At 40.3% G+C, this 12,562-nt stretch carries 9 protein-coding genes and 1 pseudogene; 5 read left to right on the top strand and 5 right to left on the bottom strand.

The features are described from left to right. Positions 1–92: 92 nt before the first annotated feature. From MD535_RS24400 to MD535_RS24390, 3 genes and pseudogenes are all read right to left on the bottom strand, one after another. A complete protein-coding gene (locus MD535_RS24400) occupies positions 93–1,298 on the bottom strand; it encodes a DUF1611 domain-containing protein (RefSeq protein ID WP_237300831.1) in 1,206 nt (401 codons plus the stop codon). A 940-nt stretch (positions 1,299–2,238) separates the two neighbouring features. After that, complete coding sequence (locus MD535_RS24395) at positions 2,239–3,147, bottom strand: IS5 family transposase (RefSeq protein WP_237300830.1); 909 nt, start codon at positions 3,145–3,147, stop codon at positions 2,239–2,241. A 210-nt stretch (positions 3,148–3,357) separates the two neighbouring features. Continuing rightward, a pseudogene (locus tag MD535_RS24390) lies at positions 3,358–4,602 on the bottom strand (IS1634 family transposase). A 374-nt stretch (positions 4,603–4,976) separates the two neighbouring features. Here MD535_RS24390 and MD535_RS24385 point away from each other — a divergent pair. Next, positions 4,977–5,132 carry a hypothetical protein gene (locus MD535_RS24385; protein WP_265677774.1) on the top strand — a complete coding sequence of 52 codons (156 nt, stop codon included), beginning with the start codon at positions 4,977–4,979 and terminating at the stop codon, positions 5,130–5,132. 429 nt (positions 5,133–5,561) lie between these two features. Here MD535_RS24385 and MD535_RS24380 read toward each other — a convergent pair whose 3' ends face one another. Further along, positions 5,562–7,688: a hypothetical protein gene (locus tag MD535_RS24380; protein WP_265677773.1), complete on the bottom strand. Its 2,127-nt coding sequence runs from the start codon at positions 7,686–7,688 to the stop codon at positions 5,562–5,564. Between the two features lie 1,072 nt (positions 7,689–8,760). Between MD535_RS24380 and MD535_RS24375 the strand changes: the two genes are divergently transcribed. From MD535_RS24375 to MD535_RS24360, 4 genes are all read left to right on the top strand, one after another. After that, a complete protein-coding gene (locus MD535_RS24375; RefSeq protein WP_237300828.1) occupies positions 8,761–9,051 on the top strand; it encodes a co-chaperone GroES in 291 nt (96 codons plus the stop codon). A gap of 33 nt (positions 9,052–9,084) precedes the next feature. Further along, positions 9,085–10,689, top strand: coding sequence for a chaperonin GroEL (gene groL, locus MD535_RS24370; RefSeq protein ID WP_237300827.1), 1,605 nt, complete (start codon positions 9,085–9,087; stop codon positions 10,687–10,689). A gap of 231 nt (positions 10,690–10,920) precedes the next feature. Next, the gene (locus MD535_RS24365; protein ID WP_265677770.1) at positions 10,921–11,400 is read left to right on the top strand and encodes an Hsp20 family protein; all 480 of its coding nucleotides are present in this window, start codon (positions 10,921–10,923) and stop codon (positions 11,398–11,400) included. A 71-nt stretch (positions 11,401–11,471) separates the two neighbouring features. Next, a complete protein-coding gene (locus MD535_RS24360; protein ID WP_237300825.1) occupies positions 11,472–12,089 on the top strand; it encodes an Hsp20/alpha crystallin family protein in 618 nt (205 codons plus the stop codon). A 104-nt stretch (positions 12,090–12,193) separates the two neighbouring features. Here MD535_RS24360 and MD535_RS24355 read toward each other — a convergent pair whose 3' ends face one another. Then, the gene (locus tag MD535_RS24355; protein ID WP_237300824.1) at positions 12,194–12,382 is read right to left on the bottom strand and encodes a hypothetical protein; all 189 of its coding nucleotides are present in this window, start codon (positions 12,380–12,382) and stop codon (positions 12,194–12,196) included. Between the last annotated feature and the right edge of the window lie 180 nt (positions 12,383–12,562).

Below are 12,562 nucleotides of genomic sequence, written 5' to 3'. Positions count from 1 at the left end.
CGTAACGGATATATTTTTCAGTGAGAGCTGAGAAATCAGGAACTGAGCGTTATGATGAACTTTCCCACAATCGATGTCTAACCTAGGGTAGTTCACTCTTTTTCGGCCAGTTTACTTGCTATTATAGGGAAGGCTGACGTTACAATGTGCAGTAGATGTTCAACAGGCTGTGACAAGACATCAGTAACCGGTAGACCAAATTCGGTAGTGTAAGTGTCTATCGCACAACGTGTTTCATCCAACGACATATCTTCATGATTCAGTGTTAGTCCAATAACATTGGTATTAGAAAACGTTTCGATAAGATTGATTTCTGAGGCAATCGAAGGCATTGGGCAATCAGAAAAATCACTACGATATAAACGTTTAGGGGCATGTTGCAGTATCACACCCGTTGGACAACTGCCACGTAAGATAAAAGCGCTGGTTGAAAACGCAGGGTGACTCAAGGCTCCTTGCCCTTCAATAATAATCAGATCCGGATTTTCTTTTTCATAGGCCTGTACAATGACAGATTCCAACTCACCGGCACAAAATTGTGAAGGGACAGCATCGAGTGCAACGCAGTATTGTGCGCCTTGCATAATGCCTGTTTGACCAGTGGCAATCAGAACGGCGTTAAGGCCTTTTTTAGTCAGTTCATTCGCCAATATTGTTGCTGTTGTTCGTTTTCCTAGCGCGCAATCCGTCCCCATTACAGCAATTCTCGGACATTTAACGTTGTGTATTTTCCCGCTAAACGTTTTCAGATCGCCTTTACTTTTGGGTTTGCGAGTATCGAATATTCGAACGTTATTCTTTAAGCTAGCTTCTAAAAATAGAGGATCATCAGTTAGGAATTCATGTAAGCCATTTACGATGTTCATTCCTAGTGACATGGCATTTAAAATGATGCTTTTATCTAAGTCAGATAAAAAACCACTTGATGGCGCAATGCCAAAAATGAAGTAATCGGGAATGCTTTCCGCGTGAATGATAGCTTCTTCAGCATTGGCAAGGATCGGTACTCCATTGGCTTTGTTATCAAGAACTTCACCAGCATCTAAGCCAGCAGACTCACTATCAATAACCGATAGAATACGATAGCTTAACGAATGCCTCACTAACCCATTAGCGGTTTTACCATCAATTTTACCAAAATGACCTTCGCAATATATAATCGCTGAAGGGATGACAGGTTTTACTTTCTGGGCAAGTGGTAACCAAGGTGCGAAATGGGGCACGTCGTTGTTAGTTTCTACATTTTCAATTCTAGTAAGTTTGAAGATGTTTCTTAACTTTTGGGTTGAAATAGACATAATTAAAGCCTGCGGTGAGGCTTAGGAGGGCAACTAAGGAGTGCCGAGATGCGAGTTCGGAAAAGAAAAGAAGTCCCTACTAAGCGGTAGGGATAGAGACCAAGGTAACACACTCACCAGACTTTTGTTGATTATTATTCATACGCTTTCTAAGTCTATCACTTTCAGGCTTCACCCATACTAACGTGACTGATTAGAGATCTAAGACTCATTGTTCAACGTCGCCGTATCAACCTCTCAGCTTTAAAGTTTCAAGATATTTTTTCTAATATCAGTTAAGTGAATTAGAGTTTTGAGTATAACGTTTTTTTGTCTAACTCTGAGTCAGTATGTCGTCGCGACTCATGGCGAGTGCCAATGATGTATTTTGTAACTGGAAGCAGTTAGCTTTGTCGACAAAAGCTGATAACAAAGAGAGCCAAAGCTGACTAAATTGATTAACCAATAACTTTCAATTTTTTTGGTTATAGTATGTGTAATATAAATCCCAATAATACTTGAGTTATTTTAAATGAAACAAGAAGTACATAGGTTTGAGCTATCAATAAATAGCACTATCTCTGAAGTCTATGGTCACTTTACTAAGGCAAATAGTGACCAAAGCCTCGATAGAATGTTTGAAGGTCTTCAAAAAAAACTCAGGAAAATTACCTGCTCAGTGAGAGAGAGGGAGTGTACTCTCATTAATGTGTACATTGCATACGGCAGAAGACAAGAGGACTTTGATGGTAAAGGGAAGACTTGTAAATCTTTTCCTACAAGGAGAATCGAAAGTATAATGAACACCCACTCTAACCTTTCGCCAGAAGACCTGCTAGGTGAGGCTTTACGATCTTTAGCTCATTGATCTGGAACTTTAACGCTTTCTAAATTAGCGCATGATAGCGGCGTTGTTGATCAAATCAGCTTGAAGGTCAACGACGCCATATGTGACTCACCGTTAGCTTCGAACAGGCATGCCTAGTCCTATGACTTTGTTTATAGCTTTGACATTCGCCATGATTTCACCCACTTGAGCGTTGTAACACCTCAAGCTCAATTTACCGCTGGTTAGTCCTTTATATCGAGACATTGCGGTCTCAGATATTGAGCGATAGTGATAACCAGACTCGGATTTCCACTCCGCTATTGTTCCGTTTTTCAAAGCCTCTACAGCTTCATTTCTGGGATGCCCATCTTCCCAAAACGCTGCATTCTTTCGAGGTGGTATCAACGGAGTACAACCTTTATTTTTCAGAGTATTGTGGCAACTTTTTGTGTCATATGCTCCATCGGCAGATACAGCATCGATCTTTCTACGTAAAGGGTTGAGTAACGTTGGCAGCACTTCGCTATCACCAACATTTACCAGGCTGACCTCGGCACTAATGGCTTCATGGGTATCTACATCAACGGCTAAGTGCAGCTTGCGCCATGTTCTACGTTTTTCGGCACCGTGCTTCTTCACCTTCCACTCCCCCTCGCCAAAGACTTTGAGACCAGTCGAGTCAATGGCTATATGACGAATAGCCCCTTTAGATTTATTACGGTATATCACCTGGACTGTCTTCGAGCGTTTACTGATACAGGTGTAGTCTGGGGACGTCAGTGGAACATCCAATAACTCAAAGATAGAGTCGATAAAACCTTGAAGAGCACGCAATGGTAATGAGAATACTCCTTTAATCATCAAGGCAGTTTCAATCGCTGTATCAGAGTACTGAAAGCCTCTACCACGCTTACCATGATGGGTTTTGCATCGCCATGCATCTACGGCTGTATCATCTATCCAGAACGTAACCGAGCCCCGTTTGCACAAAGCCTTATTGTACTCCGCCCAGTTAGTTATCTTCTTTTTCGCCTTACCCATGTTGTCACCGCTCTAACCATCATAAAGGATCAGATCGCAGGACTCGAAAAAGGTTCAATTGATTTAGGCAACAACGCCGCGTATAAGTAAAGGCAAACAACGAAGCCATGGATCTGAATAATGCGTTGGCATACACCTAATCAACTTGAAGATGCAAGCTTGAGCACCTGAAAATTATTATTAATTCGAGATGTTAATCCGAGTTGGATGCTATTGAAGCTCTGTTATAAATCCTTGACCGTTGATCTCCAAGATATCTATACCTTCGAACTTCAAGAAGACCCAACGTGCCGTCGGTTTCGACGTTGGCTTGTTCTTTACCATGCTCGGGAAGAACTCCTCGGTTTGTGTTAATTGCTCTCTGATTTTGTGCTCTAAGCTGGGGTAGCCAAGCAGGCTCAACGTCATTATCATTAGCAATGCTTCAATACGCTGTGGCTTTTTCTAGCTAGGTAAACGGTCCTGCCTCTATGAATTATTGATACCCTGTTGGTTTTTCATTTTTCTTTGGGCGGCCAGGACTAGAGAAAGTAGGGACTTTTATGGTCGCGGTCTGTTCAAATCCCAGTAAGTGGCATTGTTTCTTGAACTCTTTGAGCGCCAACTTTACATTAGCATCGCAAGCGAATAGCTTTTTGCTTATTTTATATAACATATTGATTTATTTTGCTAAATTTCTCTTTAAGTTATTTTAAATGTGATCTCTTCTTGCTTCGGATCTTGCTCATTGTGACTAGCAACCAGCGCTGAATAACCTTGCCGTAGTCAGAGTCTATCCAGCACCCTGAGTAGACATTTCCTATAGCGCTTAATTGCTTTGCGAGTTTGATGATCATCGGGACGCGGGTAATGAACTTTTGCTTTTGTTCATCTAACGAGGAGATGCTTTCTTCTGTGTACAAGGCGGCATCAGCGATAAAGTAACGGCTATTTTGCACGTCTTTTAGACAATGAATGTGCTTGCTAGTGACCTCAGCGAATGCCTTGGCATCATTGGTGTTACCACTGAGCGCTTGCATATAAACAGGAAGACCGGCTTGGTTTTTACAAATGAGCTCAAGCCGATGGCCTCGGCTATAACCTTTCACGAGCCTAATAGCCTTGGTATCTTCCTCTTGAGCATACTCGCCATCAACGTGAAAGCTAGTGATATCAAGATGAACAGAATCAGTAGTCAAACCTAGCTTATCAACAACGCGTTCAGCAATAGCCTGAGAGAGCGCTGAGACATTGGCTTCGTATAGGGCATTAGTACATCATCGGTAAGATGATGTGCTTTAACATCCTTGGCGAGTAATCTAGACACGGGCGTGGTCAGCGTTGAAAAGTCGGAGAACATGTGAAGTGTTCTGCTGTGATCTCCGAGTCCATCATTCGTGGCAGGCCGATTTCATGGAAAAATGCTGCAATGAGACCAAGATGAGCCAAGCGTTTCATAACAGGCTGAGTAGGCATATTTTGAGACTGTCAAATAACAGTAATAGATCAAAACTACCGAGCGCGGTCAAGATGGTGTCGTTTTTTTACTGATAAATGAACGCTGGAGAACACTATTTAAATTATTAAATTGGGGGCGGAATGACGGATACAATATCGCCTCTCTAAAGTCATATTTTACTGTTATTTCGTTTTACGAATGGCCCTGAATTCCTAAAAGGTGTTGTGACTTTTTAGTAGTGTGATCCATTTTTCACCCCAACCCCTTTTAATATGGGCGACTTTACCTAATAATATAAAGCCTTAGAGAAAGCACAAATTATGCAAGCGGTTAACGAAGTGGCCCTGTTTCCCCTCAATCCAATCCCACACACCACACCACGCATAGTGCAATGCTGGATATCTTAGAAAAAATTGGTGTTCGGGTGCATTTTGAGCACTTAGCGAATAATCTATTGGATGATGAAGCAATATTGAGAAATCAACCAGAAGGCGCTGCGACGAAAATCCTTGCAAAAGAAATGACTAGGTTGCAGTTGTGGAGGTGAAATCTAGTCAAGTAAATTTAGAAGAAGATAGCGTTAGCTTAGGTGTAAAATACTACTTTAACTAAATGAAAGACCCACCCATTAACGGTGGGTCCAACTCGCCTAGACATAATGTCTCCACGAAAGATAGTCAACAAATTCCGGACATTGACTTAAGCCGATTTTCGATATTTACTGACGATAGCTCTCATTTGCTTGATGAGGCTGGCCGGTGCCGATTATATATTTCAGCTATGATCTAAGAGTGGGGTTACTCTATTGAGTAATTCTGTGCCGCACCAAGATGTGTCCTTCTAAAGCCCCCATCCTGCTCGACACAAATCAAGCATGGTAAAGTCACCTAACGCTTAGAGAACAAGGTTTACAAAGCCTATTGACCAGTCCCATGCAAATCAGGTTTTTCGAAAATAAGCATTAACATGATGAATATCAATCTGTAAAAAATAACCGATCAGAAATTTCATTAGGGAGAATATGGACAGAGCCATACTTCGCTCTTTCTCCAGAGCGAGGGGGAGACGTAAAGAATTCACTCCCTCCTCCATATTCAACTGCACTTATTAAAGGGGCACCTGTATCTATAAGAGCTATTCTTTTTTCCTCCTTATTAACTAAAACCCGAAAGTCATTATAGAGAAACTCAAATTTTGGGTTATTTTGTAAAAATTCAATAGCAGGAATATCAGGACCTAATTTTACCAATACACGATAATTCCCAAAATCCTCCTGATTCCCTAAAAATATACCAGCAAACGCGTGGGTGGCTTTTGTATAGTAGTTACCTTGAGTATCTTTCAGAAGAAAGTTGAATCCTCCTCCAATCACTTCGCTAAAAATTATATCTTCGGTGCTTTTAAGAGGACGAGGTCGGGTGTAATAATCAAGGCTATCTACATAAGATGGAAACACAGGAGAGACCCCATCTGGATAGTCGCTGACTATCCAATTATAACGTCTATCGGTATATTGATAGAGTTTTCCGTCAACCCCAAGATATTGAATAATAGTCAGAGCGTTGGTCGCGCTCTCTGTGCTCATAGAAAAGAAATCTTTTGCCTTTGGAGTTAACTCTAAAAGGAAAGGATCATTGCCGAAATGAGAGGTTAGGTGATCTGCTCCTCCTAGGACGTAATAATTTCCAGAGCTTCCCAATGCTAGGATTCTCGTGCCAAAAGTTGGTGTGAATAAGTTGATGATATAATCATTGGCTGGGACTTTTAACTTTATAAATTGTCCATTAACAGCCGCTGACGAGGTCGCATTAACATGATTTTCTTGAATATCCGTGGCATGGTGTGAGCCTGTAATCCTAAACACTTCCCCATCATTAGTTAAAGCGTACCCAAAAGTAAATGCGTATCCACCACCTTGATGAAGAGTTGTCATCTTAATATTTTCTGCAATTTTAACAGGTAAAGCCACTTTGCTTTTCCAATCCATGGGATCAGACCTTTTACCACCTAGACCAAACGAAGAGGACCCTATGCCCCAAAGCTCATTTGTTTTGGTCAACAGACCAACAGGACCAGAGTGAATGGTTGAGGCGAACTGGCGGATATTCTTTGGCCAACAACCTAGATCCGGATTTGAAATAATTTCATTTCTAGGCGGTGGCGTATGGAATCGCTCTTCCAATATTTCATCATTGAAATTGCAGTTTCTATTTATTACTAGGATCCCTTTTGTTGCAGTTGTTGGATAAACTGTATCTGTAGGCGCATCATAAAGCAAAACATTATCTACGCCTAAATAATGTTCTTTCTCGCCGCCAAAAACAATCATCCCCCCATCTTTAGTTGCCGCTGTAATAGTAGTATGTCTTTTTATAGGAATATTGACCAATCCAGACGTCCTCCACACCGGATAATAAAGCCCCTGAGCCGTAGCAAATATAACCCCCGGATCCGATCCTGCCGTTTGTCTAAAACCTAAATTTAACCCTGCTATTTCATCATAACTAGGGAAGGATTCTAGGTAAGGGTTATCATCTATCCTTTTTTTTGTTACCAAATTACCATTGCTGTCTTTCCAAAGCTCCCCTGTCGTTGTATTGAAGAATACTTCATTGTCTTCTGGTAAACCTAAATGATTAATTTGTGTAACGGAATATCCACCATTTTCACCAATAATAGCGTGGCCGTCTTTATTTCTTAGGAGAGTTAAAGGCTTAGAACTCCCAATATTGGTAAAGGGTTGTAACGAGCTAGGGTTAACGAGTTGGTTCGCTTGATTCAAGAAAAATTGGGGTCGTTCAGTCTCTCCAGTTGAGAGAACAGAAACGGGTTTATCCTTTACCTTCCCATCAGCATCTAGCACTAAAGCAACAGCGTTCCCATTAATATCAGATAGATGTGGTACCTTCTGGTAACCCCCCCCGAACTCATTGATTAACTTCTCATCGTTTTCAAGTGTAATATACTCCTTTGTGGGCTCCTCAGCTTTTGCTGGCTCGTCAATTTTAGCGAGCTCTTCAGTTATTGCCTTGTCTCCACAAGCGCTCAGCATTAGGCTCAAGACGATTACGGTTAGTAATTGCGGATACCTATGTATATTCATTTTTTCAACCTGTGATTTATTAAAATAATGATAATTATTCACGGCTGATTGAGATATAAATAGTAATTTATTTTAAATTATTAACCATATCGACGCAAAAACTCACCGGTAAATGATGTATCTAGTTCCTTATCTTGCAGGATAGATAATTAAACTCATCACATTAAAGTACTTACCATGAAATAAGTGCCCAAACGAATGGAGTCGATTTAGCTAAAAAATTCCTTCTTGCTTGTACTATACAAATAAGAAGGTGCGTTTATGCAGGGGAAGTCTTCTGAGCAACAACAGATTCAATCAATGAGGTGATTACGTGAGTCGAGCATAAACAAAAAAACAACAGCTAAAAATCAACGGATAGCTTTGCTCTCAAAATTTAACGTGAAAATGCTTCCGCTATTGTGCTCAAGATAAGAGGCCATAAGGTATTGGTAAAAGCCTCTATGGCTAATAGGTCACCGGAGGCTAGTCATTCATGCCGTTTTCAAATTCGCGACAGGCTGAATTAAGCGCTTGCTGTTTTTGTTTTTTAAACACTTTACAAAATAATCTTCGTATAAAGCTTCGACGTGGTCTCTCTTGTAGAAAAATGGTGACCAAGTAATTCGGATATGTTGAGCATAAACTATTATATGCATTATGGCACTGGGCAATAAGACGTTACCCTATAAAACCTAATTCTTAAGTAGTCTTTAAATATTTCATCAATATAAAAGCCTGTAAATATCTGAAGTGCAATACCATTATTTGACACTTAATACTAAGGGTATTTTGATAAGATAAGGTCTAAAAAGCCAGAGCACGACAACTCTTCGAATGCCTCCCCAATCTTTCCCCGTTGACGATTTTGTTCCTAAGTAAAGCGATAAGTAGATGCATTCTCACTCAAAAATATTAATAACTATTTGCTATATATAATTAAGTTTTCTTTGATAATTAGAATTAAAAAATTTCATTATTCCCTTGAAATCAATTTTATTCATCCTTATTTTATTGACTGGAAGGGCATTACTTAGCCCTATTCCTCATTATTATGTCTTTTATTTTTAACAATTATAGGAGGCTAAACCTCATGAATATTCGTCCTTTAAATGACCGTCTTATCGTTGAAAGGCTTGAAGCAGAAAGCCTCTCTGAAGGCGGAATTTTACTTGCGTCTCAAGCAGTCCAAAAATCCAACCGAGGAAAAGTTGTTGCAGTTGGTTTAGGTCAACGATTGGATAATGGTGAGCGTGCGGCTTTGGATGTCAAAGTCGACGATATTGTCATTTTTAATGAAGGTTATGGTGTAAAAACAGAAAAAATTGATGGGTCAGAGTATCTTATCCTTTCTGAATTAGATGTATTAGCAGTCGTTGAGTAATTGATTTTTAAGTTATTTTTGAGGAGATAAATCATGACCGCAAAAGAAGTTATATTTGCTGATGAATCGCGTCAAAAGATGCTCAATGGGGTAAACCTATTGGCTGACGCAGTTAAAGTTACTCTTGGCCCTAAAGGACGAAATGTTGTTCTCGATAAGTCATTTGGAGCCCCCGTCATCACGAAAGATGGTGTATCTGTGGCAAAAGAAATTGAACTTGAGGATAAGTTTGAGAACATGGGGGCTCAAATGCTGAAGCAAGTTGCCTCGAAAGCTAATGAGGAAGCGGGAGATGGAACTACAACCGCGACAGTACTGGCGCAATCTTTAATCAATGAGGGATTAAAGGCCGTAGCATCGGGGATGAATCCAATGGACTTGAAGCGAGGGATTGATAAAGCGACCGAAGCTGCTGTGAATAAGCTCCGTGAGGTATCTCAACCATGCAGTGACAAAGAATCAATTACTCAAGTCGGAAGTATTTCAGCAAACAGCGACAGGTTGATTGGGAACATTATTGCAGAAGCTATGGAGAAAGTAGGTCGCAACGGAGTCATTACCGTTGAAGAAGGTCAGGGTTTAGATAATGAGTTAGCGGTTGTGGACGGTATGCAGTTTGAGCGTGGGTATCTTTCTCCGTACTTCATGAACAATCACGAGAGCGGAGCAGTAGAACTAGATAATCCTTATATTCTAATGGTTGATAAAAAGGTAAGCAACATTCGTGAGTTACTTCCTATTCTTGAAGAAGTCGCCAAGCAAACTCGATCTTTATTGATTCTGGCTGAAGATATTGAGGGTGAAGCTTTGGCAACACTGGTAGTGAACAATATGCGTGGTATTGTGCGCACTGCCGCTGTAAAAGCTCCTGGATTCGGTGACAACCGCAAAGCAATGATGGAAGATATAGCAGTACTGACAAGTGGCACTCTGATTTGTGAAGACTTAGGTCATGAGCTTGAAAAGATCACGCTAGAGCAATTAGGGAGCGCGAAGAAAGTAACGATAACAAAAGATACAACCACGATTGTTGGTGGGGTGGCGAACGAACAAATTATCAAAGACCGTGTTAAATCGATAGAAAATCAAATCGAACTTGCCACTTCTAAGTATGATAAAGAAAAGCTTCAACAGCGAATAGCTAAACTCGCAGGTGGTGTGGCTGTGATTAAAATTGGCGCAGCGACTGAAGTGGAGATGAAGGAGAAGAAAGATCGTGTCGATGATGCATTGCATGCTACTCGAGCTGCGGTTGAAGAAGGTATCGTTGCCGGAGGTGGTGTAGCGCTCGCTAAGATAGGGAAAGGGCTGGTTGACCTTACTGGTGACAATGATGACCAAAATGTTGGTATTCGTGTTGCGCTTAGAGCGATGGAAGAGCCACTTCGACAAATTGTCACCAACGCGGGTGACGAAGCTTCTGTCGTCGCGAACAATGTTAGGAGCAGTGGTGTGAATGACGGTTTCAATGCAGCTACAGGAGAGTACGGTGATATGTTTGATATGGGTATTATTGATCCAACAAAAGTTACGCGCTCTGCGCTTCAGTATGCTGCGTCTGTTGCTGGGCTAATGATAACCACTGAGGCTATGATTTCCGAGCAAATGACAGATAAGCAGTCAATGGAGCATATTTAGTAAAAAATCTAAGCGGGCAAGGAAGTCCGCTTAATTATCAGGTGTAGATAATATAAACTCAAAGATTTTTTATTATTAAATAATATTTAACGCATATTATTATAAGAAAATTTTATAAATTCAAACTTGAACACGGATTTTAAATAATATAAATTCAATGTAAAATTTGTATATATAGAAAATTTTATATCTATTGTTTTTATTTTTATTGCTTCTCATGGAGGATATACTATGAACTCAATCGACCTAACTCCACTATATCGAAATAGTGTAGGATTTGACCGCCTGGCATCACTTCTAGATCATGCGTTAACTAGTGAAACATCTGTTGGCGGTTACCCCCCATACAACATAGAAGTTCTTAGCGAGAATCGTTACGCCATTACATTGGCTATAGCGGGCTTTGTGCAAGAGGAACTTGATATTCAAGTCGAGAAAGGTGTACTGACTGTGCGCGGTAATAAGAACTCTGAACCGGAAAGAAAATATCTCTATCAGAGTATCGCCAACCGTACATTTGAGCGTAAATTTAACTTAGCAGATTATGTTGAAGTTACCGACGCTGACCTCTCTCATGGTTTATTAACTATTACTCTGGTTAAAGAAATACCTGAAGAAATGAAGCCTAAATCTATTGCCATTAATCAAGGTGGTAATGTTCTAGAGCATGAATCCGAAGGTTATAATGATGGTAAAGTCAATAAAAAATAAATAATTAGAGGGTGTATAGTACACCTTCTAATTATTAACTATGAAGGTCAATAATATTATGAGGATTTTTTATGAATATCGAAAAATTAACCCCCTGGAATTGGTTTAAACATGAAGATGATTCTAAAAATCAAATTCCGGTATCTAAAAATGAAGCGTTTTCTGAAGTTATTTCCGGCGAGAATACTATAGCTTCCTCACAGAAAAGTGCTTTAGGTTCGCTGATCCAGCTACAAAATCAAATGGACAGATTGTTTGAAGAAGCATGGCAGCGGTTTGGGATACAAGGTTTTTCACATGGGGCTCCCATAGGCTCATTACTTGAAAATAATCTATTCGGTCCCCAAGCGCTCTATTCAAATCGAGCAAAATTAGATATTTCCAGCAGTGAGAATGGATATGAAATTTCAGTCGAACTTCCCGGGCTTTCAGACGATGAAATTCAGGTTGAGTTGAGTGCGAATACACTGATTGTGAAAGGGCAAATGCAGGAGGAAAAAGAGTCTAAAGATAAGCAGTACTACCGCATGGAACGCAGCATGGGGACATTTCAAAGAACGTTATCTCTGCCTGAGGATATTGATAAAGACAATATCTCTGCAAGCATGAAAAACGGGCTTTTAGTCATTCAGATTCCAAGAAAAGCCACGAAAAACGACAACGTTAAACGTATATCTATTTCGTCCTGACTAGAGCTGGAGGCAGTTAAATCTGCCTCCTTCGTTAGTGTTTGATTTGGGACTGTTGTAAAAACAACGATACGTTTTAGGATGGCTGTTTTCTCATCTTCAGTTTAGCCGTAAATGGTATCAATATTGAATATCGCCTTTATGAAGGCAGAGCTAGCCCACACTTGTTCCCTTTCCGTTACGGCGTAATTAAACCCCTTATTAAGCTTCATTTTCGCTTCGAATGAATGGATAGCGGTGAAGTTTCTTACGTATCGCTGGACTATATCGATACCGACAACTTTAATAGACATACTTGTTACTCCTGTTCTCACTGGTTGTACTATTAGTTTGGTACAACGACGCTAGAAGGGAGGTGCGTCCATCACATCAAAGCCTCTTTTTTTTAAACACAGGCTCAATAGAAAGCAAGAGATCTCAAATATTTGTTTAATTGATTGATACTGTTGATTTTTCTTGTTCTTTTTTCCAAC

Origin of the sequence: Vibrio qingdaonensis, assembly GCF_026191675.1 — a bacterium.
Lineage (GTDB): Bacteria > Pseudomonadota > Gammaproteobacteria > Enterobacterales > Vibrionaceae > Vibrio > Vibrio qingdaonensis.
This window is presented reverse-complemented; position numbering and strand designations above follow the sequence as displayed.